Source organism: Micromonospora sp. CA-269861, from assembly GCF_050948505.1.
Taxonomy (GTDB): domain Bacteria; phylum Actinomycetota; class Actinomycetes; order Mycobacteriales; family Micromonosporaceae; genus Micromonospora.
This window is the reverse complement of sequence record NZ_CP192014.1, coordinates 5,947,626-5,972,723: the sequence shown is the minus strand read 5'-3', so window position 1 is coordinate 5,972,723 and position 25,098 is coordinate 5,947,626. Positions and strand designations below refer to the sequence as shown.

Annotated in this window: 17 protein-coding genes and 1 tRNA gene; 13 read left to right on the top strand and 5 right to left on the bottom strand. The window is 71.6% G+C overall.

All coding sequences use genetic code 11. The features are described 5' to 3' along the window. The first annotated feature begins 29 nt into the window (after positions 1–29). Positions 30–1,391 (top strand): hypothetical protein, encoded by a 1,362-nt coding sequence (locus tag ACQP0U_RS27320; protein ID WP_433312483.1) that lies wholly within the window; start codon positions 30–32, stop codon positions 1,389–1,391. A 62-nt stretch (positions 1,392–1,453) separates the two neighbouring features. Here the strand turns inward: ACQP0U_RS27320 and ACQP0U_RS27315 are convergent. From ACQP0U_RS27315 to ACQP0U_RS27300, 4 genes are all read right to left on the bottom strand, one after another. Then, a tRNA-Arg gene (locus tag ACQP0U_RS27315) sits at positions 1,454–1,525 on the bottom strand. Positions 1,526–1,615: 90 nt separating this feature from the next. Then, positions 1,616–2,308 (bottom strand): winged helix-turn-helix domain-containing protein, encoded by a 693-nt coding sequence (locus ACQP0U_RS27310; protein ID WP_433321206.1) that lies wholly within the window; start codon positions 2,306–2,308, stop codon positions 1,616–1,618. Positions 2,309–2,518: 210 nt separating this feature from the next. After that, the gene (locus ACQP0U_RS27305; protein ID WP_433312480.1) at positions 2,519–3,187 is read right to left on the bottom strand and encodes a DUF305 domain-containing protein; all 669 of its coding nucleotides are present in this window, start codon (positions 3,185–3,187) and stop codon (positions 2,519–2,521) included. Positions 3,188–3,195: 8 nt separating this feature from the next. Next, positions 3,196–3,996: a DUF3105 domain-containing protein gene (locus tag ACQP0U_RS27300; protein ID WP_433312477.1), complete on the bottom strand. Its 801-nt coding sequence runs from the start codon at positions 3,994–3,996 to the stop codon at positions 3,196–3,198. 97 nt (positions 3,997–4,093) lie between these two features. Between ACQP0U_RS27300 and argS the strand changes: the two genes are divergently transcribed. The 10 genes from argS to ACQP0U_RS27250 all read left to right on the top strand — a co-directional run bounded on the left by argS (position 4,094) and on the right by ACQP0U_RS27250 (position 22,377). Then, positions 4,094–5,761: an arginine--tRNA ligase gene (gene argS, locus ACQP0U_RS27295; RefSeq protein ID WP_433312474.1), complete on the top strand. Its 1,668-nt coding sequence runs from the start codon at positions 4,094–4,096 to the stop codon at positions 5,759–5,761. A 1-nt stretch (position 5,762) separates the two neighbouring features. After that, positions 5,763–7,148: a diaminopimelate decarboxylase gene (lysA, locus tag ACQP0U_RS27290; RefSeq protein WP_433312472.1), complete on the top strand. Its 1,386-nt coding sequence runs from the start codon at positions 5,763–5,765 to the stop codon at positions 7,146–7,148. An 8-nt stretch (positions 7,149–7,156) separates the two neighbouring features. Continuing rightward, entirely contained in the window at positions 7,157–8,467 is a 1,311-nt protein-coding gene (locus ACQP0U_RS27285; RefSeq protein ID WP_433321203.1) for a homoserine dehydrogenase, read from the top strand. Positions 8,468–8,606: 139 nt separating this feature from the next. Continuing rightward, positions 8,607–9,656 carry a threonine synthase gene (gene thrC / locus ACQP0U_RS27280; protein WP_433312469.1) on the top strand — a complete coding sequence of 350 codons (1,050 nt, stop codon included), beginning with the start codon at positions 8,607–8,609 and terminating at the stop codon, positions 9,654–9,656. A gap of 141 nt (positions 9,657–9,797) precedes the next feature. Next, positions 9,798–13,076 carry an efflux RND transporter permease subunit gene (locus ACQP0U_RS27275; RefSeq protein WP_433312466.1) on the top strand — a complete coding sequence of 1,093 codons (3,279 nt, stop codon included), beginning with the start codon at positions 9,798–9,800 and terminating at the stop codon, positions 13,074–13,076. 128 nt (positions 13,077–13,204) lie between these two features. Continuing rightward, positions 13,205–14,053 carry a polysaccharide deacetylase family protein gene (locus ACQP0U_RS27270; protein ID WP_433312463.1) on the top strand — a complete coding sequence of 283 codons (849 nt, stop codon included), beginning with the start codon at positions 13,205–13,207 and terminating at the stop codon, positions 14,051–14,053. A gap of 11 nt (positions 14,054–14,064) precedes the next feature. Beyond that, the gene (locus tag ACQP0U_RS27265) at positions 14,065–15,309 is read left to right on the top strand and encodes an MFS transporter (RefSeq protein WP_433312460.1); all 1,245 of its coding nucleotides are present in this window, start codon (positions 14,065–14,067) and stop codon (positions 15,307–15,309) included. 64 nt (positions 15,310–15,373) lie between these two features. After that, positions 15,374–16,318, top strand: coding sequence for a homoserine kinase (gene thrB / locus ACQP0U_RS27260; RefSeq protein ID WP_433312457.1), 945 nt, complete (start codon positions 15,374–15,376; stop codon positions 16,316–16,318). A gap of 297 nt (positions 16,319–16,615) precedes the next feature. Next, the gene (gene rho / locus ACQP0U_RS27255; RefSeq protein WP_433312454.1) at positions 16,616–18,742 is read left to right on the top strand and encodes a transcription termination factor Rho; all 2,127 of its coding nucleotides are present in this window, start codon (positions 16,616–16,618) and stop codon (positions 18,740–18,742) included. Between the two features lie 158 nt (positions 18,743–18,900). Continuing rightward, complete coding sequence (locus tag ACQP0U_RS27250) at positions 18,901–22,377, top strand: phosphodiester glycosidase family protein (RefSeq protein WP_433312452.1); 3,477 nt, start codon at positions 18,901–18,903, stop codon at positions 22,375–22,377. A gap of 54 nt (positions 22,378–22,431) precedes the next feature. Here ACQP0U_RS27250 and ACQP0U_RS27245 read toward each other — a convergent pair whose 3' ends face one another. Continuing rightward, positions 22,432–23,328 (bottom strand): AAA family ATPase, encoded by an 897-nt coding sequence (locus tag ACQP0U_RS27245; protein ID WP_433312449.1) that lies wholly within the window; start codon positions 23,326–23,328, stop codon positions 22,432–22,434. A 275-nt stretch (positions 23,329–23,603) separates the two neighbouring features. Between ACQP0U_RS27245 and rpmE the strand changes: the two genes are divergently transcribed. Together rpmE and prfA are read left to right on the top strand one after the other, a co-directional pair. Then, on the top strand, positions 23,604–23,828 hold the full coding sequence (rpmE, locus tag ACQP0U_RS27240) for a 50S ribosomal protein L31 (RefSeq protein WP_030333150.1): 225 nt from the start codon (positions 23,604–23,606) through the stop codon (positions 23,826–23,828). Between the two features lie 136 nt (positions 23,829–23,964). Continuing rightward, positions 23,965–25,053 (top strand): peptide chain release factor 1, encoded by a 1,089-nt coding sequence (gene prfA / locus ACQP0U_RS27235; RefSeq protein WP_433312446.1) that lies wholly within the window; start codon positions 23,965–23,967, stop codon positions 25,051–25,053. The last annotated feature ends 45 nt before the right edge of the window (positions 25,054–25,098 follow it).

Here is a 25,098-nt window from a genome sequence, read left to right as displayed (position 1 = left end):
CGGGGTGCCGGACGGTCGTTGCACCGGGTGTGACCGCCGTCCCCGCCGATTCGCCCACCGCCACCCGCTGGGGTCGCCGCATCGTCATCGGACTCACCGTGGCCGCGTTCGGCCCGTACCTCGCGCCAGGCCTCCGTACCGAGCAGGTGGCCGTGTACGGTGCCGCCGCGCTCCTGTGCCTTGCCGGGTTGTGGGTGCGCCCCCGCTTGACCGCCACCGCGGCCTGGGCCCTCGGGGCACACCTCTGCCTGGCCGCTGTGGCCACCATCGGGGTGGTCCTCCCGCCGGAGAACTACACGCTGTACGAGACCGGGGACGTCGTCGGGGGCCTCGACAACATCGTCCTGCCGCTCGTGGTCGTCGCGGTCGTCGCGATGCTCGTGGGGGCCGGCGCGGACGCGGCCCGGATGCTCCGTGCGGTGTGCACTGTGACAGTCCTGGCGATGGCCGCCAACGCGCTCATCGCCGTGTCCTCGGCGGCAGGTGTCGAGAGCGATCTGCTGGCCGGATTCCGGATCTTCGGGGAGGACGAGAGCGTCGCCGACCGTGCCGAGCAGTTGGGTCGCTACTCGGGGATCTTCAACCAGCCGGCCGAGGCGGGGGTGCTGTACTCGATGGCCGTCCTCGCCGCCCTCTACCTCTACCAGCGGCAGGTCGGCAGGCTGGCGGTCGTGCTGCTGCTCCTCAGCGTCGGCGGGGTGCTCTCGGTCTCGAAGATCTTCCTGCTGGTCGGAGCACCGATCGGGATCGCCTACATCATCCTGGCCACCGGCCGGTGGCGGCGACTGTCGGCCGCCGCCGTCGCGAGCATCGCCGCCTGGTTCACCGCCGACGCCTACCTTGATCAGTGGGACGGGCAGCGGTTCGCCATGCGGCTGTTGCCCGGCAGCGGCGGCGACGACCAGCTGGGCCTCTACACCGCCGGCCGGGTCGGTGGCCAGTCCAGCGTGCAGCATGCCGTGGACGTCTTGACCACACTGTCCCCGGCGACCGGGATGGGCTTCGGCGGGCTGCGGGTCGCCTACGACAACGGCTGGGTGGAGGCGCTCGTCGTCGCGGGCGTCGCAGGCGTCATCCTGCACACCGCCGTCCTGGTCGCGCTCGCCATCGGGTGGTTGCGCACCCGCAATCACCGCCCCGAGTCGCCGTTCACCGGCGCGCTGATCCTGCTGCTCATCGGCGCCTCGACCGGGTTGCCCGCCCTCACGGCCAACCGCTGCGCGACGGTCGTGTGGCTCCTGCTCGGGCTCCTGCTGCTCGTGAGAGCGGACGGTCGCGCCGGCACCTGGTGGCAGCGCCCCGGCCGCGGGCAGCATCGGCAACCACCGACGTTCGTTCCGACCCAGGTGGCAGCGGCCGCACTGCCGGCGGTTGCTCAGCAGACACGATGAAGGCTCCTGACCGATTTCCTGGTCAGGAGCCTCTCGTGGTGGTCAATCTTTCTTAGCAAGTGTGCCCCCGGCAGGATTCGAACCTGCGCCCCCGCCTCCGGAGGGCGGTGCTCTATCCCCTGAGCTACGGGGGCTCAGCGACTGGAGAAGACTAGCAAACCTCCCCTGCGTACGCCGAATCGGTATCGGGTGAGCCGATCGTGTCGGACCGGCCCACCCGGTGCTCAGGCGGCTACCGCCCGCCCGCAGCTGGGCAGCGGGTGCAGGACGATTCGCCGGGGGAGCCGGCGCGGCCACTCGTTGCGCGGCCAGGAGCCGTCCACGATGAGGTGGACGGTGCGCTGCTCCTCGCCGCTGAGCCGCAGCACGAAGTCGCGGGGGAGCGGCGGGTCGACGGTCGGCGTGGTGATCATGAAGCGCACCCGACCGCGAGACGAGACAGCGGAGATGACGTCGGCGGCCGGCATGGTGCCACGTAGCCGGACCCGACCGATCCAGTAGACCTCCGCGAGGTGCTCCTGGGCGGCCCGGGTGATCGCCGGGTACTCGCTGCGGACCCAGCGCTCGACCGCGCTGACGCAGAGCCCGCAGGCCCGCTCGCGCGGCTCGCGCGGACCCAACCCCCAGGCCCGCAGGTACGCCCCGACCGCGCCGGCGTCCAACGGCAGCTCGAAGCGCCGCTGGATGAGCGTGGTGAGGCTCTGCCTCGTCCACAACTCCTCGTCCAGGCCGAACTCGTCGGGGTGGACGCCCCGCAGCGTGTCGATCAGCTCGAGTTCCTGTTCGCGGCTGAGCATTCCCGGCTCGCCCTGCCGCTGTCCGCGACGGACGGCTGCCACCGCCCCGTCACCACCGATGGTGTGGCGTCGGCACCAGCTGGTGACCGAACGCCGTGCGTCTCTGAGTGCAACCCCCACGTCTTGGGCAACGAGCCCGAATCGCAACTGGTCACGATATGTGGGGAGAAAACTCTCTAAGCAACGTAATCGCCTGTGCCGCGCAAAACGCCCACAAGGTACTAATGGGGATGTTCGGGTCGCACCGGCCAGTCCACCCACCCTGATCGACTCGGCCCGCGTCATCGCCGATGTGGCGGGGACGCGGGCCGGGTGCGCCCGTCCGGTCGCTCAGCCCTTGGCCTGCGCCTGGAGCTGCCGGAGGTTGTTCAACTCGGTCTGCTGGGTGGCCTTCATGGTGTTCGCCACCCGCACCACCTCGGCGTTGTCGGTCGCGCCGAGCGCCGCGTCGATCATGTGGATGCCGCCCAGGTGGTGGGCGTACATCAGGGTCAGGAACTGCCTGTCGACCTCGATGCCCTGAGCGTCGCGCAGGGCGGTCATCTGTTGCGGCGTGGCCATGCCCGGCATCAGACCGTCCTTGACGGTCGCCCCGTCGGACATCCACGACATCGGCGGGTTCGACCCGGTCGGGCTGAGACCCCATTCGCGCAGCCAGGTCTGCATCGCGCCGATCTCGCCCTGCTGCCCGGTGGCGATGTCGACGGCGATCTGCCGCACCTCGGGGAGGGTTGCCGACCGGTACGCGATCAGGCTCATCTCCACCGCCTGCGCGTGGTGGGTCGTCATGTCCCGGGCGAAGCCCGCCTCGACCGAGGCGTCACCGGGACGGGTGAGCCGCGGGGTGAGCAGACCGCCCGCGTACCCGAGGAGGAGCCCCACCACCAGCATGATGGCGAGCGCCAGCACGCCGTAGCGCGACGCCGGGGCCCGGCCGCCCTCGTCCGGGACGGCCGGGATCTCGTCGTGCTCGCTGTCGGTGGTCGCCGGAGCGGTCATTGCTGTCCTTACTGGGTGGGCTGCTGCTGCTGGAGCTCGCGCGGCGTGGTGCCGGTGGCGGTGATGCCGGTGTTGCAGAGTGCCGTCGGGCCCTCGACGGAGGCGTTCACCCGCAGGTCCTTGATGAACTCGTCGATCCGCGAGTCGTCGGCGTTGTCGACCTTGAGCTGGTAGCCCCAGGCCTGCAGCGAGATCGGCTTGTCCAGGCCCTCGTACGGGCTCATCAGCATCTTCTCGACACCGCGCACCTTGCCGGCGAGCTTGTCGACCTGGTCCTTGGGCAGGTCCGGGCGGTAGGTGATCCACACCGCGCCGTGCTCCAGGCTGTGCACCGCGTGCTCGCTGGCGATCGGGGCGTCGTAGACGTCGCCCATGCAGTTCTGCCAGGCGGCGTTGTGCACCCCACCCACCGGCGGCGAGTACTTGTAGGTCAGCGGGCCCGACTTGTGCGACTCGTACTTCAGGCTCTCCGGGTCGGACTTGCGGATGTTCGTGATGCCGTCGATGGCGTTGGCCCGCTTGTCCCACGGCTTGGAGCCCTGGAACGACGCCCAGGCGCCGTAGCCGATGATGCCGGCCGCGAGCACGCCCACCGCGACGAAGAGCGCGATCGGCCCCCACGCGCGGCCCTGGCTCACCTTGACCGGGGTGACCGGCTTGCGCGGGCCCTTGCCACCGGCCCGGGGGGAGCCCGTCGGCTTGCCGGAACTGGCCTTGGCGCCGGACGCCGGCCGGCCAGCGGCCGGCTTCTTGCCGGTGCTGACCACGGTCGGGCGGCGCTCAGGGCCACCCGGGGTGCTGATGCTCATCGTGCCTCGTCAAGTCGGTCGGTCAGGGGAGTGGCGGGCCGGATGACGCGCAGGGGAGCCGCCGAGTGCCCGAGTCTACCCCCGATAACATGGTTGGGTGACTCCTGCAGAACTAGCCTCGGTCGTCCTTGCCGCCGCCCACGCCGTCTTCGAGCAGCGTGGGCTCGACCGCGCCGCGCTGCCGGCGACCACGGTGGTGGAGCGACCGCGCAACCCCGAGCACGGCGACTACGCCTCGACGCTCGCGCTGCAGTTGAGCAAGAAGGTGGGCGTTCCGCCCCGGGAGTTGGCGACGGCTCTGGCCGACGAGCTGGGCCGGGCACCGGGTGTCAAATCGGTGGAAATCGCCGGGCCGGGCTTCCTGAACATCCGGCTCGACGCCGCCGCGGCCGGTCAGCTCGCGCGGGTGATCGTCGAGGCCGGCGCGGAGTACGGCCGCAGTGACCGGCTCGTCGGCGAGAAGATCAACCTGGAGTTCGTCTCGGCCAACCCGACCGGCCCGGTGCACATCGGCGGGGTCCGCTGGGCGGCCGTCGGTGACGCGCTGAGCCGGCTGCTGCGGGCCACCGGCGCCTACGTCGGCACTGAGTACTACTTCAACGACGCCGGTTCGCAGATCGACAGGTTCGCCCGGTCGCTGCTCGCCGCCGCGAAGGGCGAGGCGGCGCCGGAGGACGGCTACGGCGGGGCGTACATCGCCGAGATCGCCACCGAGGTGCAGGCCCGCCGGCCGGAGGTGCGCTCGCTCGACGACGACGCGGCCCAGGAGATCTTCCGGGTCGAGGGCGTCGCGCTGATGTTCGACGAGATCCGCAGCTCGCTGCGGGACTTCGGGGTGGAGTTCGACACCTACTTCAACGAGAAGGACCTGCACGACCGGGGTGAGCTGGACCTGGCGTTGAACCGGCTGCGCGAGCAGGGGCACCTCTACGAGTCCGAGGGCGCCACCTGGCTGCGCACCACCGACTTCGGCGACGACAAGGACCGGGTGTTGCGCAAGTCCAACGGCGAGTGGACGTACTTCGCCGCGGATTGCGCCTACTACCTGGACAAGCGCGAGCGCGGCTTCGATCGGGTCGTGATCATGCTGGGCGCCGACCACCACGGCTACATCGGCCGGATGAAGGCGATGTCCGCCTGCTTCGGCGACGACCCGGAGCGCAACCTGGAGATCCTCATCGGGCAGCTGGTCAACCTGCTGCGCGACGGCGCCCCGATGCGGATGAGCAAGCGGGCCGGCACCGTGATCACCCTGGAGGACCTGGTCGACGCGATCGGCGTGGACGCCTCCCGGTACGCGTTGGCCCGCTACTCCAGCGACTCCCCGATCGACATCGACATCGAGCTGTGGACCCGGGCGACCCGCGACAACCCGGTCTACTACGTGCAGTACGTCGCGGCCCGGACGGCGGGCGTTGCCCGCAACGCCGCCGAGGTGGGGCTGGTTCCGGGCGACGCCGACGCGTTCCGCCCCGAGCTGCTCGTCCACGAGAAGGAGAACGAGCTGCTCAAGGCGCTCGCCCAGTTCCCCGCCGTGGTGGCGACGGCCGCCGAGCTGCGGGAGCCGCACCGGGTGGCCCGCTACCTGGAGGAGAGCGTCGCCGCCTCCTACCACCGGTTCTACGACAACTGCCGGGTGCTGCCGCTGGGCGACGAGGAGATCACCGACCTGCACCGCGCTCGGCTCTGGCTCAACAACGCCACCCGCACGGTGATCGCCAACGGCCTGTTCCTGCTCGGCGTCTCCGCACCCGAGAGGATGTGACATGAGGGCTCATGAGGCTGGTGCGCTGCACGGCGACATCGGCAGTCGGGGGCCGGCCTGGCTGCGTACCCCGGAGGACGTCAACGCCCTGCTGCCGGGCCTCTGGCCGCGCAGCGTGGCGCGCGGCGCGGACGGCGCGGTCGCCGTCGCGGGCCTGAGCGTCCGCGACATCGCGGCCGAGTTCGGCACCCCGGTGTACGTCCTCGACGAGGCCGACCTGCGCTCGCGCTGCCGCGACTTCCGGGCGGCCTTCCCGACCGAGGACGTCTTCTACGCGGGCAAGGCGTTCCTCTGCCGCGCGGTGGTCCGGATGATCGCCGAGGAGGGGCTGCACCTGGACGTCTGCACCGGTGGCGAGCTGGCCACCGCGCTCTCGGCCGGGATGCCGCCGGAGCGGATCGGCTTCCACGGCAACAACAAGTCGGTCGCCGAGCTGGGCCGGGCGCTGGACGCAGGGGTGGGGCGGATCATCGTCGACTCGTTCACCGAGATCGACCGGCTCACCGCGCTGGCCCTCGAGCGCGGGGTCCGGCCCCGGGTGCTGGTCCGGGTCACGGTGGGCGTCGAGGCGCACACCCACGAGTTCATCGCCACCGCCCACGAGGACCAGAAGTTCGGCTTCTCGCTGGCCGGCGGCGCCGCCGCGAACGCCGCGTTCAAGATCCTCGACGAGGGTGTGCTGGAGCTGCGCGGTCTGCACTCGCACATCGGCTCGCAGATCTTCGACGCCAGCGGCTTCGAGGTCTCGGCCCGTCGGGTGCTCGCCCTGCAGGCGCAGATCCGCGACGCGCGCGGCGTGGAGCTTCCCGAACTGGACCTGGGCGGCGGCTTCGGCATCGCGTACACCACCCAGGACGACCCGGCGACACCCCAGGATCTGGCCAAGCGGCTTCGCAAGATCGTCGATTCGGAGTGCGCGGCGGAGAACCTGGCCGTGCCGCACCTGTCGATCGAGCCGGGCCGGGCCATCGTCGGGCCGGCCGTCTTCACCCTCTACGAGGTGGGCACGGTCAAGGACCTCGAAGGCATCCGGACGTACGTCAGCGTCGACGGCGGGATGAGCGACAACATCCGTACCGCCCTCTACGACGCGTCCTACTCGGCCACGCTGGCCTCGCGGGCCTCCACCGCGCAGCCGATGCTCGCCCGCGTGGTGGGAAAGCACTGTGAGTCCGGGGACATCGTGGTGAAGGATGAATTCCTGCCCGCCGACGTGCAGCCCGGAGATCTTGTTGCAGTGCCCGGCACCGGTGCGTACTGCCGAAGCATGGCCAGCAACTACAACCATGTGCCCCGGCCGCCGGTGGTCGCGGTGCGCGATGGCCAGGCGCGCCTGATCGTCCGGCGGGAAACCGAAGAGGACCTGCTCGCTTTGGATGTGGGATGACGTCACCTGTGCGCTTGGCGCTGCTCGGCTGTGGCACGGTCGGCCAGGAGGTGGTGCGGCTGCTGCACGAGCAGTCGGCCGACCTGGCCGCTCGGATCGGCGCTCCGCTGGAGATCGCCGGCATCGCCGTCCGTCGGCTCGGCCGCGACCGGGGTGACCTGCCGGTCGACGAGGACCTGTTCACCACCGACGCGCTCGGCCTGATCAAGCGCGACGACGTGGACGTGGTGATCGAGGTGGTCGGTGGCATCGAGCCGGCCCGTGGCTGGCTGGTCGAGGCGCTGCGCGCCGGCAAGAGCGTGGTCACCGCCAACAAGGCGCTGCTGGCCGAGGACGGTGTGGCCCTGCACGAGGCGGCGGCCGAGGGCGGCGGCGACCTCTACTACGAGGCGTCAGTGGCCGGGGCCATCCCGCTGCTGCGCCCGTTGCGGGAGTCGCTGCACGGCGACCGGATCAACCGGGTCACCGGCATCGTCAACGGCACCACCAACTTCATCCTCTCCGCGATGGACGCGACAGGCGCCGGCTTCGCCGAGGCCCTGGAAGAGGCCACCGCCCTGGGGTACGCGGAGGCCGACCCGACCGCCGACGTGGAGGGCTTCGACGCGGCGGCGAAGGCGGCGATCCTCGCCTCGCTGGCGTTCCACACCCGCGTCGGTGCGGCCGACGTGCACCGCGAGGGCATCACCGAGGTGACCGCCGCGGACATGGCCAGCGCCCAGGCGATGGGCTGCACGATCAAACTGCTCTGCATCGCGGCCCGGGGCGTCGACTCCACCGGTCGGGAGACGGTGAGCGTCCGGGTGCACCCGGCGATGATCCCGCGCAGCCACCCGCTGGCCAGCGTCGGGGACGCGTTCAACGCGGTCTTCGTGGAGGCGGACGCGGCCGGGCAGCTGATGTTCTACGGTCGGGGCGCCGGCGGCGCGCCCACCGCCAGCGCGGTTCTCGGTGACGTGGTCGCGGTGTCCCGCAACCGGCTCGCCGGGGTGCGCGCGGCCAGCGAGAGCGCGTACGCGGACCTGGCGGTCCGGCCGATGGGTGAGGCGCTGACCCGCTACCACGTCAGCCTCGACGTGGCCGACCGCCCGGGTGTGCTGGCCTCGGTGGCGAGCGTGTTCGCCAGGCACGACGTGTCGATTGCGACGGTGCGGCAGGGCTCGGCCGGCGGGCCGGCGGGCCGTGACGGCGACGCCGAGCTGGTCATCGTCACCCACGTGGCACCGGACGCCGCGCTCGCCGCGACAGTCGGCGAGCTGCGCGGTCTGGACATCGTCCGGTCGGTGACCAGTGTGCTGCGGGTCGAGGGCGACGCCTGATTCGTTGCATCATCGACGGGACGGCTCGCGCATCCCGCCAGGTGGGTAAGCCGGGGTGTGCCATCGACCGCTGCGGCAGGCTGGTCCAAGGTTGCCCTGATGCTCGGGTGGGCGCGGCGGTAGAGGCGAGGAGAGCGACATGTGGCGGGGTCTGATCGAGGCGTACCGGGACCGGCTGCCGGTCACCGCGGCCACGCCGGTCGTCACGCTGCACGAGGGGAACACCCCGCTGTTGCCGGCGCCGGTGCTGTCCGCCCGGCTCGGTTGCGACGTGCACCTCAAGGTGGAGGGCGCCAACCCGACGGGTTCCTTCAAGGACCGGGGGATGACCCTCGCGGTGTCCAAGGCGGTCGAGGCCGGCAACAAGGCCATCATCTGCGCCTCCACCGGCAACACCAGCGCCTCCGCCGCGGCGTACGCGGCTCGGGCCGGGTTGACCTGTGCCGTGTTGGTGCCGCAGGGCAAGATCGCGTTGGGCAAGCTGGCCCAGGCGTTGGTGCACGGCGCGAAGCTGCTCCAGGTGAACGGCAACTTCGACGACTGCCTGGCGACGGCCGCCAAGCTCGCCCAGGACTACCCGGTCGCCTTGGTCAACTCGGTCAACATCGACAGGCTGCACGGCCAGAAGACCGCCGCCTTCGAGATCGTCGAGGCGCTCGGTGACGCGCCCGACATCCACTGCCTGCCGGTCGGCAACGCCGGCAACATCTCCGCGTACTGGATGGGATATTCGGAGGAGATGGCCACCGGCGCCACCACCCGGACGCCGAAGATGTACGGCTTCCAGGCCGCCGGGGCGGCCCCGATCGTGACCGGCCAGGTGGTTCCGGAGCCGTCGACGATCGCCACCGCGATCCGGATCGGCAACCCGGCGAGCTGGACCAAGGCGCTGGATGCCCGGGACGCCTCCGGTGGTCTGATCGCGTCGGTGACCGACCGGGAGATCCTCTCCGCGTACCGCCTGCTCGCCCGTGAGGTGGGGGTCTTCGTCGAGTTGGGCAGCGCGGCCAGCGTGGCCGGGCTGCTTCAGCAGGCCGCGGCGGGCGCCGTGCCGCCCGGTTCCACTGTGGTCTGCACGGTGACCGGCCACGGGCTGAAGGACCCGGAATGGGCGATCTCCACCGCGCCGGCGCCGGTGACCATCGCGAACGACCCGCTGGCCGCGGCCCGCGCGCTCGACCTGGCCTGAGCGCGCCACCGTCCGGGTGGTGACCGGCGGCGGGCAGGCGGACCGCGGGACGGCCCGGGGGCGGCGGGGGTCGAGCTATGCGAGTCCGGCACACTTTCGGGTATCCCCGCCCGCATTCTCGTTCAGGAGTGAACCAGGCCGATGTCGCTGCTCGCCAGATTCAGCCTCGCCAACCGAGGGCTGATCGCCCTCATCGCGGTGGTGACCACGGTGTTCGGAGCGTTCGCCGTACCGTCGCTGAAGCAGCAACTGCTGCCGTCGCTCGAGTTCCCGGCCGCGTTCATCGTGGCCCCCTATCCCGGCGCCGGCCCCGAGATCGTCGAGTCGCAGGTGACCGAGCCGATCGAGAACGCCCTCCAGGGCATCCCTGGGCTGGACAAGGTCACCTCGACGTCCCGCGAGGGGGCGGCCACCGTCCAGGTGACGTACGAGTTCGGCACCGATCTCGACGACGTGGTCAACAAAATGCAGACCGCGCTGAGCCGGATCGACGCCCAGCTCCCGGAGAGCGTCGACCCGCAGGTCATCGCGGGTAGCACCGACGACCTTCCGGCAGTGGTGCTGGCCGCGGCCGGCGCGGCGGACGAGCGGGCGCTCGCCGAGAAGCTGCGCGCGACTGTGGTGCCGGAGCTGGAGGGCATCGAGGGGGTCCGCACGGTCGAGGTGACCGGCACCCGCGACGACGTCGTGGTGGTCACCCCGGACCCGGCGAAGCTGGCCGCCGCGAAGGTCCAGCCGACGGCCATCGGCGCGGCGCTGAAGACCAATGGCGTCGCGGTTCCGGCCGGCGCGGTGACCGACGGCCCGCTGGCTCTCCCGGTGCAGGTCGGCACGCCGATCGCCACCCTGGAGGACCTGCGCGGCATCGTGGTGGCCCCGGGCGCGGCACCTGTTCGCCTCGGTGACGTGGCGTCGGTCGAGCAGCAGCTCGCGCCGGCCACGGCGATCACCCGGACCAACGGCAAGGACAGCCTGGGTATCGCGATCACCGCGGCGCCGGACGGCAACGCCGTGCAGATCTCGCACGAGATCCGCGACCGGCTCGACGACCTGAAGGACGCCTCCGGCGCGGAGCTGACAGTGGTCTTCGACCAGGCGCCGTTCGTCGAGAAGTCGATCGAGTCGCTGACCACCGAGGGCCTGCTGGGCCTGGTGATGGCGGTCATCGTCATCCTGGTCTTCCTGCTGTCGGTGCGCTCGACGGTGGTCACCGCGGTCTCCATCCCGCTCTCCGTGCTGGTGGCGCTGATCGCCCTGTGGATCGGTGACTACTCGCTCAACCTGCTCACCCTCGGCGCGTTGACCATCGCGGTCGGTCGGGTGGTGGACGACTCGATCGTGGTGTTGGAGAACATCAAACGACATCTGGAGTACGGCGAGGAGAAGCGGCACGCCATCATCACCGGCGTCCGTGAGGTGGCAGGTGCGGTCACCGCGTCCACCCTCACCACGGTGGCGGTGTTCGCGCCGATCGCGCTGGTCGGCGGGTTCGTGGGTCAGCTCTTCGCGCCGTTCGCGATCACCGTGACGGTGGCCCTGCTCGCCTCGCTGCTGGTGTCGCTGACCGTGATCCCGGTCCTCGCGTACTGGTTCCTCAAGCCGCGCGGCGGCACCGCGGACGACGAGGCGGTGCGACGCGCCGCGGAGGAGAAGGAGCTGCGCAGCCCGTTGCAGCGGGCGTACCTGCCGGTGATCGGGTTCGCCACCCGCAAGCGGTCGACCCGCTGGATCACCGTCGGGCTCGGCCTGCTGGTGCTCTTCGGCACCTTCGGTCTGGCACAGAAGTTGGAGACCAACTTCCTGGACGACTCCGGCCAGGACACCCTCAACATCAGCCAGGAGCTGCCGGCCGGCAGTGGCCTGGCGGCCACCGACGCGGCGGCCAAGCAGGTCGAGTCGGTGCTGTCCGGCACCAAGGGCGTCGAGACGTACCAGGTGACCGCCGGCGGTGGGGACAACCCGTGGGCGGGCGGCGGCGGCAACAACGTCGCCAGCTGGTCGCTGGCGCTCGACGGTGACACCGACGCGAAGCAGATGCGTGAGGTGCTGCGCAAGGAGTTCGACAAGCTCGGCGCCGGTGTGGGTGAGATCAGCTTCGGTGGCGGGCAGGAGGCGTCGACCAGCCAGCTTGAGGTGATCGTCCAGGCCAGCGACCCGGAGGCGCTGACCCGGGCCGCCGAGGAGGCGCGGGCCGCGATGGCAGGCGTTCCGGACGTGGAGGACGTCTCCACCAGCCTGGCCGATCGGGTGCCGCGCGTCGATGTGACTGTCGACCGGGTCGCCGCCGGGCGGGCCGGGCTCACCGAGGCCGCCGTGGGGCAGCTCGTGTCGCAGGCGTTCCGGGGAGCGCCGCTGGGTCAGGTCGCGCTCGACGGTCAGCAGCAGAACGTGGTGCTGCGGTTGGGCACGCAGCCGCCGATGACCGTGGAGGAGCTGCGGGCCCTGCCGGTGGGTCCGGTCAAGCTGGGCGACATCGCGAAGGTCACCCAGGGCGAGGGGCCGCAGCAGGTCACCAGGATCGACGGTGAGCGCAGCGTGTCGGTCACCGGCGCGGCGACCGGCTCGAACCTGGGCGCGACCAGCACGGAGTTGCAGAAGCGGCTGGACGGCATCGACGTGCCGGGCGCGAGCTTCACCATCGGTGGTGTCAGCGCGGATCAGGCGGACGCCTTCGCGGACCTGGGCCTGGCGGTGCTGGCCGCGATCGCGATCGTCTTCCTGATCATGGTGGCCACGTTCCGCAGCCTCACCCAGTCGCTGATCCTGCTGATCTCCATCCCGTTCGCGTCGACAGGCGCGATCGGCCTGCTGTTGATCACTGGGACGCCGCTCGGTGTGCCGGCGCTGATCGGTGTGCTGATGCTTGTCGGCATCGTGGTAACCAACGCGATCGTGTTGCTCGACCTGATCAACCAGTACCGGGCGCAGGGCATGGGGGTCCGGGAGGCGGTGGTCGAAGGTGGCCGTCGCCGGCTGCGCCCCATCCTGATGACGGCGGTGGCGACCATCTTCGCGCTGCTGCCGATGGCGTTCGGGCTGACGGGTGAGGGCGGCTTCATCTCTCAGCCGCTGGCGGTCGTGGTGATCGGTGGTCTGCTCAGCTCGACGCTGCTCACGCTGATCCTGGTGCCGACGCTGTACTCGATGGTGGAGCACACCAAGGAGTCGCTGCGGGCGCGGCGCGCACGGCGGCGCTCCGGAGGGTCGGAGGCGACGACGACGGAGACCGACGAGGTGTCGGCTCCCAACCAGGTAGCGGTGCCGAGCGGCGCCCCGGCCCCGGCTGCGGGCGAGGGCCCGCGTCCGGCTGGGCGACCCGCGCCGTCGGCCGCGCTGGTGGAGGGCACGGACCAGTTCGAGGTGCTGCGGCTGCCTCGTAGCCGTACCTCGCCACTGCCTCCGGCGGAGCCGACCGAGTAGGTCGCAGCGCAGTTCGGAACGCCCCCGGCTTGATTCTGCCGGGGGCGTTCCTGGTTCATTTGAGCCGAAACACTCCGCCCCGACCGTCCCATACTTTGTGTAACTTCTTGCATACTCCTCGTAGATGGGTGGGGGTGTGGGTGAAGCGGGGCGGGCGGACGGCCGAGGGCGCGCGCGGGTGGGGGCGACGCGACCTGCTGCGCCGTGGCCTGCTGGTGGTGGGTGGTGTGGCCATCGGCGCGGGGACGTCCGAGGCGTGGTGGGTCACCCATCGCCGGATGCCGATCGCCGGCGGCCCCGCCAGTGCCACCCTCGGTAACGGCCAGCAGGATGTCGGCTCCGGCGCGCTGGAGGTCGTCTGGTCGGGGCGGACCGACCAGCGCCTGGTGGCCCTCACCTTCGACGACGGTCCCGCGCCACAGTGGACGCCGATGGTGCTCGACACCCTGGCCCAGCACCAGGTGCCGGCCACCTTCTTCATGGTCGGCGCGCAGGTCCGCCGGCACGCCGACGTCGTCCGCGACCGGCTCGCCGGGCACGAGGTGGGCAACCACAGCTGGGACCACCGGGACCTGGCCGAGCTGGACGCTGCCGAGGCGTACGACGACCTGCGCCGCAGCCACGACGCGATCGCCGAGCTGACCGGGAGGCCGCCGGCACTCCTCCGTCCGCCGTACGGCCACCTGGGCGGGGCGGTGCTGCACGCGGCGGCCCGGCTGGACTATCGGCTGGTGCTCTGGTCGTTGCAGATGGTGGAGCGCGAGTTCCCCGACGATCCGGCCGGCCACGCCCGGCGGATCGTGGCCGCGGTGCGACCGGGAACGATCGTGCTCGGCCACGATGTGGGGGCGCGCCGGCGGCTGGTCGCACTGCGCGGTCTGACCGACATGATCAACGGGCTACGGTCAAGTGGCTACACATTCGTCACGGTCTCGGCGCTGCTGGGAGCGGGTGTGACTCCGACACTGACCAGGTAGGGTCGCGCTCCGTGGCGTCCACCCTCTCAGTTCTGACCGGCAATCGGAGCTTCCGCAACCTGTTCCTCGCCGAGTTGGTGGTCTTCGGCGCCGACTGGTTCGTCATGGTGCCGTTACTGGTGCTGCTGCCGCACCTGACCGGCAGCGGGGTCTGGGGCGCGCTGGTGCTGGCGGTGGACACCGGCATCGTGGCGTTGCTGCTGCCGTACACCGGCACTATCGCCGACCGCTTCGACCGCCGGAAGATCATGATTGCCGCGAACGTGGCAGCGCTGGCGGGTGTGCTGCTGCTGCTCGGCGTGCGGAACGCCGGAACGGCGTGGCTGGCGCTTGTCGCGATCGGCGTGGTGGCGGTCGCCAAGGCGTTCTACTCGCCGGCCGCCCAGGCCGCGCTGCCCAACGTGCTGGAGCCGCACGAGCTTGCCGCCGGCAACGCCGTCGCCGGCTCGGCCTGGGGCACCATGACAGTGGTCGGTGCCTCGCTCGGCGGCGTGCTCAGCACCGCTGCCGGCCCGTACGCCTGCTTCTGGGTGGCGGCGGCGGGCCTGGCGGTGGCCGCGGGCGTCGCCACGCGGATCCGCCGGCCGTTGCAGGTGCCCCGGGACGCCGACCAACCGGCCCAGCGGACCTGGTCGGCCGTCCGCGAGGCGCTCGGCTACATCGGTCACCGGCCCAGGGTGCTCGCGCTGGTCACGGTCAAGTCGGCGGTGGGCCTCGGCAACGGCGTGCTGACCGTGTTCCCGCTGCTGGCCGGTGTGTACGGTGTCGGCCCGCTCGGCGCCGGCCTGCTCTTCGCGGTACGCGGCGCGGGAGCGTTGGTGGGGCCGATCCTGATGCGTCGGGTGTTGACCAACCGGGCCTGGCTGCTGCCCGGGCTCGCGTTGTCCATGTCGCTCTACGGCCTGTCCTACCTGGGCACCTCGGTGGTGCGATGGTTTCCGCTGGTGCTGCTGCTGGTCTTCGTGGCGCACTTCGCGGGTGGCAGCAACTGGGTGATGTCGAACTTCGCCCTGCAGGGCGAGGTCCCGGACCGGTTGCGTGGTCGCGTCTTCGCCACCGACATGATGCTGGCGACGTTGGCGATCTCGGTGAGCCAGCTGGCGGTGGCCCTGGTGGTGGACGTGGTCGACGAACGGGTGGTGCTCGCCGGCTGCGGCCTGATCACCCTGGTCTACGCGGTCGGCTGGCGGATCGCCACCCGCCGACTCTCGCTCACCGAGCCGGCCGTCGAGCCCGTTCCCGACCCGGCCGTCTGAACGCGGCGGTCCCAGGCAGCGGGCGCGGCGCCGGTTCGTCGGTGCTGAGCCCTAGCATGAGCGCGTGCCGACGAACTTCACCGCCGGGCCGGTCCGGGTCCGGGTTCCCGCGACCAGCGCCAACCTGGGCCCGGGCTTCGACGCGTTGGGTCTCGCCCTCGGGCTCTACGACGACGTGGCCGCCGAGGTCGCGTCGGGCGGCGTCCGGGTCACGGTGACCGGCCAGGGCGCCGGTGAGCTGCCCGACGACGACCGCCACCTGGTGGTGCGGGCCATGCGTGCCGCGTTCGACGTGCTCGGGGCCCACCCGGGAGGGCTGAGCGTGGAGTGCGTCAACCGGATCCCCCAGGCGCGTGGGCTGGGCTCCTCGTCCGCCGCGATCGTCGCCGGGGTGCTGCTGGCCCGTGCCCTCGTCGTCGATGGGGAGCGCCGCCTCGACGACGCCGGCGCGCTCCGGCTGGCCGCCGAGATCGAGGGCCACCCCGACAATGTGGCGCCGTGCCTGCTCGGCGGTTTCACGGTGGCCTGGTCGGAGCCGGGCGGTGCCCGGGCGGTGTCCCTGCCGGTCGCCGACGCGGTGCGGCCCACCGTTTTCGTCCCGGCGGAACGCGGATTGACAGCGATCGCGCGGGCGGCTCTGCCGGCCAGCGTGCCGCATGGTGACGCCGCGTTGACCGCTGGGCGGGCGGCACTGCTGGTGCACGCGCTCACCGCGGACCCGTCCCTGCTGCTGCCGGCCACCGTCGACCGGCTCCACCAGGATTACCGGGCAGCCGGGATGCCGGGCACGTCTCTCCTGGTCAGCGCGTTGCGAGCGGCTGGTGTGGCGGCTGTGGTCAGTGGGGCGGGGCCGACTGTGCTGGCGCTCAGCGAGCCTCCAGCGGGCTTCCCAGAGGGAACAGACTGGGAGATCTGGCAGTTACCGATAGACGTCAGCGGCGCGCGGGTTGCGCGGGGTAGACTTGGACACGCCGAGCGGGACCCTGTTGCCGCAGGTCGGAAGAGTTGATTACGCTCTAGACCTAGCACAGCCGCGAAGCACGCGATCTCCTGCGGGGCGGCGCACCCCCGAAGCTCTCGGCGGTCAGCCCGTCTACCCCTGCCAAAGGCCCACGCCGCGCCGCAGTTTCCACAGGTCGCCGCAGACGGCGAGACCTGCTCACCGACGTTGGTGAGTCGGGATACCGACCGGCTGCTGTGTCACAGACTCCCGCGACGCGTCCTTGCGAGGCGGGTGCACCGAGGCCGCCCGGCCACCTGAGCTCCGACTCCGGGCAGTCCCGGCCTTATCGAGGGAAGGAATCCATTGAGCGACACCACCGACGTGACGTCGGATGTTTCCAACGTCGCTGGCGATGCCACCGCAGCTGCTCCCGCCCGTCGTCGGCGTAGCGGCACCGGTCTGTCGGCGATGCTGCTGCCAGAGCTGCAGAGCCTGGCCGCGTCGCTCGGCATCTCCGGCACGGCTCGCATGCGCAAGGGCGAGCTGATCGCCGCGATTTCCGAGCGGCAGGGCGGCAACGCCGCCGGGACCCCTCGACCACGGGCCGAGGTCGCGGCCGCGGCCGCACCGACCCGCGAGGGGGTGCGCGCCGAGGTGCGGGAGACCGCTGACCGGCCGGCAGCCGAAGGGCGCGGTGCCGAGCAGGCGCCGGCCGAGCCGGCCGCCGAGACCGAGGGCCGCAGCCGCACCCGGCGGAGCCGGACCGCGACGGCGGAGGCCCGTGCCACCGAAGCGCGCCCCGCTGAGGCACGTGCGACTGAGGCACGTGCGACTGAGGCACGTGCGACCGAGACGCGTGCGACTGAGACGCGTACCGACGAGGCGGAAGCCGGCGAGCGGGCCGACCGTGGCGAGAACCGCCGCGACCGGGCCGAGCGTGCCGACCGGGCCGAGCGTCCGGAGCGCGCCGAGCGTTCCGACCGGGGTGAGCGGGGCGAGCGTGCCGAGCGGACCGAGCGTTCCGACCGGGGCGAGCGTGCCGACCGGGGTGAGCGGGCCGAGCGCAACGACCGGGGCGAGCGGGCCGACCGGGGCGAGCGCAACGACCGGAGCGAGCGTTCCGACCGGGGTGAGCGGGCCGAGCGCAACGACCGACCCGACCGCAACGACCGTAACGACCGCAACGACCGTGGTCAGCGTGCCGAGCGGGACACCGACGACGACGACGGCGAGGGTGGCGGTCGGCGCGGCCGGCGCAGCCGTTTCCGGGACCGTCGCCGCGGGCGCGGCGAGCGCACCGAGACCGGTGCCGACACCGGCGGCCGTGAGCCGCAGGTCAGCGAGGACGACGTGCTCGTCCCGGTGGCCGGCATCATCGACGTGCTCGACAACTACGCCTTCGTACGGACGACCGGCTACCTGGCCGGCCCGAACGACGTGTACGTCTCGATGTCCCAGATCAAGAAGTACGGCCTGCGCCGCGGTGACGCGATCACCGGTGCGGTGCGGGCGGCCCGCGAGGGCGGCAACAGCGGTGACCAGCGGCGCGACAAGTACAACCCGCTGATGCGGCTGGACACGATCAACGGGATGGAGCCGGAGGAGGCGCGGCGTCGTCCGGAGTTCTACAAGCTCACTCCGCTCTACCCGCAGGAGCGCCTGCGGCTGGAGACCGAGCCGCACATCCTGACCACCCGGGTCATCGACCTGGTCATGCCGATCGGCAAGGGCCAGCGGGCACTCATCCAGTCTCCGCCCAAGGCGGGTAAGACGATGGTGCTGCAGGCGATCGCGAACGCGATCACCCGCAACAACCCGGAGTGCCACCTGATGGTGGTGCTGGTGGACGAGCGGCCTGAAGAGGTCACCGACATGCAGCGGTCGATCAAGGGCGAGGTCATCGCGGCCACGTTCGACCGTCCGCCGCAGGACCACACCACGGTGGCCGAGCTGGCCATCGAGCGGGCCAAGCGCCTCGTCGAGCTTGGGCACGACGTCGTCGTGCTGCTCGACTCGGTGACCCGGCTCGGTCGGTCGTACAACCTGGCGGCGCCGGCCAGCGGCCGGATCATGTCGGGTGGTATCGACTCCACCGCGCTCTACCCGCCGAAGCGCTTCCTCGGCGCGGCCCGCAACATCGAGAACGGCGGGTCGCTGACCATCATCGCCACGGCGCTGGTGGAGACCGGGTCCATGGCGGACACGGTCATCTTCGAGGAGTTCAAGGGCACCGGCAACGCCGAGTTGAAGCTGGACCGGAAGATCGCCGACAAGCGGACCTTCCCGGCCATCGACATCAACCCGTCCGGTACGCGTAAGGAAGAGGTCCTGCTCGCACCGGAAGAGCTGGCCATCATCCACAAGCTCCGGAAGGTGCTGCACTCGCTGGACTCGCAGGCTGCGATGGATCTCCTGCTGGACCGGCTCAAGCAGTCCCGTACCAACATCGAGTTCCTGATGCAGATCGCGAAGTCGACGCCGGGGGAGTAACCCTCTCCGGGTGACCGACGACGAAGGGGCACGGCCGCTGTGGCCGTGCCCCTTCGTCATGCCCGCTACCCGTCCCCGGAGATACCGATGTGAAGTTTTCCTTCGCTTCAATCCAGGGGTCTTGAAACTTCTATTCATCACCGGGTTGACTGTCGTCCATGCGTACCCGCAGACGATCCGCCCGCCGCACCGGCGTCCTGCTGCTGACGCCGCTGCTCTCCCTGGCCGCGCCGCTGCCGGCCACCGCCGCCCCTCCGGCCCCGACCGTCGTCGCCCCGTCCACCGTCGCCGAGGACGTGCCGTCCGCGTCGTCCAGGCCAGCCGGCTCGATCAGCCTGGCCGCTGACCCTGCCGCCGCGACCGCCTCGAAATCCGCCGCCGACGGCCTGGAGCCGGCCGGCGGCCTGGAGACCACGAAGGCCACCCGGCCGGTCGCGCCGGGCGTGCAGCTCACCTCCTTCGACAGGTACGACGCAGATGGCTGGCTGCGCGCCGACGCGCTCACCACCGACCTCGCCGGCGGGTCCACCGTCGACTACGTCAACTCCGGGGCGGTCAGCAGGGCCGAGCCGTTGCGCAAGGCGGCGGACGCCACGCGGGCCGTCGCCGCGATCAACGGCGACTTCTTCGACATCAACAACTCCGGTGCCGCCCAGGGCGTCGGCATCCGCGGCGGTGAGCTGATCCAGTCGCCGGTCGCGGGTCACCACAACGCGGTGGCGGTCACCACGAACGGGCTCGGCCGGGTGATCGAGGTGAACTTCGACGGTAGCGCCACCCTGCCCACCGGACCGGTGCCGCTGACCCAGTTCAACAACATGGTGCAGGCCGACGGCATCGGCGCGTTCACCGAGCTGTGGGGGACGTACTCCCGGCAGCGAACTGTGGAAGGCGCGGCGCGGGTGATCGAGGTGACCGTTTCCGGCGGTCGGGTGGCCGCGGTGACCGGCGTGGCCGGCAGCGGCCCGATCGCCGCCGGCAGCACCGTGCTGCTCGGCCGTGACGCCGGCGCGGACGCGCTGGCGGGACTTCGCGCCGGAGACCCGGTGACGGTGGCCTGGCGTCCGAAGCCGTCCGACGGCAGCAGCCTGCGCGCGGCCATCGGGGGCAGCAACGTCCTGGTCCGCGACGGCGTCGTCCAGAGCATCGCCGACCCGACGCTGGCGCCGCGCACCGCTGTCGGCTTCACCGCCGACGGCCGCAAGATGATCATGTTGACGGTGGACGGCCGGCAGGTCGACAGCCGTGGCGTGACGCAGACCGAGATGGGCCGGATGATGGCCGAACTGGGCGCCCACCATGCGCTCAACCTGGACGGCGGCGGCTCGTCCACGCTGCTGGCCAGGGAACCGGGCGCACCGGCCGTGCAGGTGGAGAACGGCCCGTCGGACGGCAGTGAGCGGGCAGTGCCCAACGGTCTGGCCATCTACGCGCCGAAGGGCAGCGGCCGGCTCACCGGCTACTGGGTCGAAACGGCCAGCGACCCCACCGCCGCCCCGGGAATCTCGCCGACGCGTGGTGGCCGGCCGGACCGGGTCTTTCCCGGTCTGACCCGCATTCTCAAAGCCGCCGGCTACGACGAGACGTACGGCCCGGCGGCCGGCGCGCCCACCTGGCGGGTGACCCCGGCGGCACGCGGCCGGGTCGACCGTGCCGGGGTGTTCCACGCCGGCGCGCCGGGTGCCAGCACTGTCACAGCGACACGTGGACGGGCCACCGGCTCGCTGGGTCTCACAGTGCTCGGCCCGCTGACCCGGATCGGCTCCACACTGCCGCGGGTAGGGCTGACCGGCCGGGACGGCCAGGCCCTGGTGGGCGTGGTCGGGTACGACGAGAACGGCAACACCGCCCCGATCGAGCCGGCCGACCTGACCCTCGACTACGACAGTGACCTGCTGCGGATCGCCCCGACCGGGGACGGCAACCTCGCGGTCACCGCGCTGCGGGACACCGGCTCCGCTCTGGTCACCATCCACGTCGGCCGCACCAGCACCGTCCTGCCGGTAACCGTCGGGCTCACCGACGTGCCGGTGGCCGGCTTCGACGACGCCGGCTCCTGGCGGTTCAGCCAGGCCCGCGCCAGTGGATCGGTCGCGCCGGCCCCGGGGCACACAGGCACGGGCCTGCGGATGACGTACGACTTCAGCCAGTCCACCGGCACGCGGGCCGCGTACGCCGACCCGCCCGCCTGGATCGAGGTGCCCGGCCAGCCACAGGCGTTCGGCATGTGGATCCACGGCAACGGCACCGGGGAGTGGCCCAGCCTGCACCTGCACGACGCCCAGGACACCCAGCACGTGCTGCGCGGACCACTGATCACCTGGACCGGCTGGCGGTACGTGGAGTTCGCGGTGCCGGCCGGGGTGCAGTACCCGGTGCGGGTGCGCCGGTTCTACGTGGCCGAGACGAACGCCGCGGCGCAGTACTCCAGCGAGGTGATCATCGACGACCTGGTGGCGAAGGTGCCACCGACTGTCGACGTGCCGGCGGTCGCGCCGCGTACCGATCGGGTGGTGATGCGCGACGGCACTGTTGACGGCGCGCCCTGGCGGTTCGCGGTGCTCTCCGACGCCCAGTTCGTCGCCGCCGACCCGGACAGTGACCTGGTCGCCCAGGCCCGGCGGACGCTGCGCGAGGTGAAGGCCGCCAAGCCGGACTTCCTCCTGATCAACGGCGACTTCGTGGACACCGCCTATCCGGCCGACTTCACGCTGGCCAAGCGGATCCTCGACGAGGAGTTGGGCGATGCCCTGCCCTGGTACTACGTGCCCGGCAACCACGAGATCATGGGCGCGCCGATCAGCAATTTCGAGGCCGCGTTCGGTGCCACCTCGCGGGTCTTCGACCACGCCGGCACCCGGTTCGTCACGCTGAACTCGTCCACCGGGACGCTGCGGGGCGGGGGCTTCGACCAGGTACGGATGCTGCGCGAGGCGCTGGACACGGCGGCCACCGACCGGCGTGTCGGCTCTGTCGTCGTCCTGCACCACCACCCGCCGCGTGATCCCAGTCCGGCGCAGGCCAGCCAGCTCGGCGACCGCAAGGAAGCGGCGCTGCTGGAGCAGTGGCTGGCCGACTTCCAGCACCGCACCGGCAAGGGCGCGCTGTTCGTGGGCGGGCACGTCGGCACTTTCCACGCCGATCGGGTGGACGGGGTGCCCTTCACGATCAACGGCAACGCGGGCAAGACGCCGTCCACCCCCGCCGACGAGGGCGGCTTCACCGGCTGGACGGAGTTCGGCGTGGACCCGGTCACCCCGGCCGAGGCCGACCGTGCCCGCCGTGACCCGCTCGTCGAGGGCCCAGCCTGGGTGGACGCGGAGTTCCACGCCCACGTCGACCGGCTCACGATGACGGCCCCGGCCAGCGTCGCCGTGGGCGCCCCGGCGTCGGTCACCGCCACGCTGACCCAGCCTGGCGGGCGTACGGTCCCGGTGGCCGCACCGGTGAGCGCCGACTGGTCCGCGTCGCCGGGGGTGCACATCGGCCCGGCGGTCGGGGTACGCCCATGGCACACCGCACGCTTCGATCCGGCCACCGGCACGCTGACCGCGCTGCGCCCCGGCGCTCCGGTGCGCCTCACCGTCACCGTCAACGCCGTCCGCGCCGAAACCACCATCGCCCTGACCCGGTGAGCGCACGGAGGGCCTTTCCGCACACGGGTGTGTGGGGAAAGGCCCTCCTCGCACTCAGAAGTCGCCGTCGGCCACCTGGAAGACGGTGAGGCCGAGGGATCGCCACATCTGGACCACCTGGACGCGGTCGTCGAAGACGCCAGCCACCCGGTAACGGTCCCGGATCTCCCGGTCGTAGATCTCCCGTTTGACGATCGAGTCCTTCCGGGCGTCGCCGACGGCCCGCAGGTGCAGGCCGAGGTAGGGCACGCGTACGTGTCGGGCCAGCCACGCCTCGGTGGCCGCGCGGGCGGAGGCGTCCCGCCCGGAGCAGAAGACCACCCCGTACCCGGCTGCGTGCATCGCCCGGACCGCCGCGATCACCGCCGTGTTCGGCTGGTCCTGGCCCACCCGGGTCATGTCGTACGGGCTGCGGGAGACGGCCAGCGCGACGGTGCCGTCGATGTCCACCAGAACGATCTCCGTTGGCTCGGTCGACGGTGGGTGCACCACGGCGGGGCGTCCGGTGCGGGCCGATGGCACCGGCAACGGCAGTGTCCGCCCCTGCAGGTACCGCTCGTGCAGCCGGCGGATCGCGTCCTCGCCGACCTGCTCGGCGGCCGGGCGGGCGGCGTCGCGGCGCAGGCACTCGGCCAGCGGCACGTCGGTGAAGTCGTGCACCTCGAAGTCCGCGCCGTGGCGGGCGGCCAGGTCCGCCCAGCCCCGCAGGGTCCGTGCGCGCAGGTTGGTGTCGTCCACGCAGACGTCCGCGCCGGCCCGCAGCAGCGCCTCGACCTGAGCCTGCTGGACGGCGGTCACCTGCGCCTCGGCCCACTGGGTGAACAGCCGCTCGCCGTGCAGCATCCGGCGCAGGTCGTCCCGGTTGACCCGGGAGACGGACGGTTGGAGGGTGCGGGCGAACGTCGTCTTGCCCGAGGCGGGCAGTCCCCGGGTGGCGATCAGGCGGGTCATCGACGTTTCTCCGGCTGGGCGGATGTACCCCGGTCGGGGTACCTGGCGGCGGTCCGTCGGGTGCGCGAATGCCCGGTCGGCGGGCGGGAATGCGGACGGGTGGGCACGTGTTGACGATGCCGGACGAGGTGTGCGGCCCGATTACCGGGTCGGCTCAGGCCCATGGCACACTGGTCAATCGGCCACCGGTTCCGGTTCACGCCCGAGCCCGTCGCGTACGGCGCGACGAGCGATGACGGCGACCCGGCGACCACCAACGAGAGGACCGAGGCGAGATGAAGGCAAACATCCACCCGGAGTACGTGACCACCGAGGTCAGCTGCTCCTGTGGCAACACGTTCACGACCCGCAGCACCGCCAAGGGCGGGGCGATCCACGCCGAGACCTGCAGCGCCTGCCACCCGTTCTACACCGGTAAGCAGCGCGTTCTCGACACCGCCGGCCGGGTCGCGAAGTTCCAGCAGAAGTACGCCAAGGTTCAGGCCAAGAAGGCCAAGTAACTCCTCGTTCGGCGCCCGCGTCCGGTTTTGCACCGGACGCGGGCGCCGTCCGCGTTTTCCTCCATTTCTGCCCGGCCGTTGGCCTCCCGGCCTGCCCGGCCCGGTCGTCGCGCACCGTCGAAGGAGCATCCGCAGCATGAGCAGCGAGCGTCTGGCCGGCCTTCTCGACGAGTACGCGGAGCTGGAGAAGCGGTTGGCTGATCCGGCCATCCACGCCGACCAGGCCACCGCGCGCAGGGTCGGCCGCCGGTACGCCGAGCTGGTGCCGCTGCACAAGGCCGCCGACGAGTTGGAGCAGGCCCGCGCCGATCTGGCCGCGGCTCGCGAGCTGGCCGCCGAGGACCCCTCCTTCGCGGGTGAGGCGGAGTCCATCGCCGGGTCCCTGCCGGTGCTCGAGGAGCGCCTCGCCGAGCTGCTCATTCCGCGCGACCCGCACGACGCCAAGGACGTGATCGTCGAGATCAAGGCCGGTGAGGGTGGCGAGGAGTCGGCGCTGTTCGCCGGTGACCTGCTGCGGATGTACACCCGGTACGCCGAGCGGCACGGCTGGGTCACCGAGGTGATCGACGCACAGGATTCCGACCTCGGCGGGGTCAAGGACGTCTCCCTGGCGATCAAGACCAAGGGTGTGCCGGACGGCGGCAACGGCGTCTGGTCGCGGCTCAAGTGGGAGGGCGGCGTCCACCGGGTGCAGCGCGTCCCGGTGACCGAGTCGCAGGGCCGCATCCACACCAGCGCCGCAGGAGTGCTGGTGCTGCCGGAGGCCGAGGACGTCGACGTCACTATCGACCAGAACGACCTGCGCATCGACGTGTTCCGCTCATCCGGCCCGGGCGGCCAGTCGGTGAACACCACCGACTCGGCGGTGCGGATCACCCACCTGCCGACCGGCATCGTCGTCTCCTGCCAGAACGAGAAGTCCCAGTTGCAGAACCGGGAGCAGGCGATGCGGATCCTGCGGGCCCGGCTGCTCGCCGCCGCCCAGGAGCAGGCCGACGCCGCCGCCTCGGACGCGCGCAAGGCCCAGGTGCGCACCGTGGACCGCTCGGAGCGGATCCGCACCTACAACTTCCCGCAGAACCGGATCACCGATCACCGGATCGGCTACACCGCGTACAACCTGGACCTGGCGCTCGGCGGCGAGCTGGACGGGGTGCTGGACGCCCTCACCGAGGCCGACCGTGCCGCCCGGCTGGCCGGCGACACCGAGCTGACCCGCCGCTGACCGCGCGGCGTCGAGCTGACCGCGCGGCGTCGAGCTGACCCGCCG

What these genes read in the sequence shown, in the direction of transcription:
- ACQP0U_RS27275 (WP_433312466.1), top strand. Translation starts at nt 9,798, where the DNA reads ATGTCGCTGCTCGCCAGATTCAGCCTCGCCAACCGAGGGCTGATCGCC.
- lysA (WP_433312472.1), top strand. Translation starts at nt 5,763, where the DNA reads ATGAGGGCTCATGAGGCTGGTGCGCTGCACGGCGACATCGGCAGTCGG.
- ACQP0U_RS27305 (WP_433312480.1), bottom strand. Translation starts at nt 3,187, where the DNA reads ATGACCGCTCCGGCGACCACCGACAGCGAGCACGACGAGATCCCGGCC.
- thrC (WP_433312469.1), top strand. Translation starts at nt 8,607, where the DNA reads ATGTGGCGGGGTCTGATCGAGGCGTACCGGGACCGGCTGCCGGTCACC.
- ACQP0U_RS27245 (WP_433312449.1), bottom strand. Translation starts at nt 23,328, where the DNA reads ATGACCCGCCTGATCGCCACCCGGGGACTGCCCGCCTCGGGCAAGACG.
- rpmE (WP_030333150.1), top strand. Translation starts at nt 23,604, where the DNA reads ATGAAGGCAAACATCCACCCGGAGTACGTGACCACCGAGGTCAGCTGC.
- ACQP0U_RS27250 (WP_433312452.1), top strand. Translation starts at nt 18,901, where the DNA reads ATGCGTACCCGCAGACGATCCGCCCGCCGCACCGGCGTCCTGCTGCTG.
- prfA (WP_433312446.1), top strand. Translation starts at nt 23,965, where the DNA reads ATGAGCAGCGAGCGTCTGGCCGGCCTTCTCGACGAGTACGCGGAGCTG.
- ACQP0U_RS27300 (WP_433312477.1), bottom strand. Translation starts at nt 3,996, where the DNA reads ATGAGCATCAGCACCCCGGGTGGCCCTGAGCGCCGCCCGACCGTGGTC.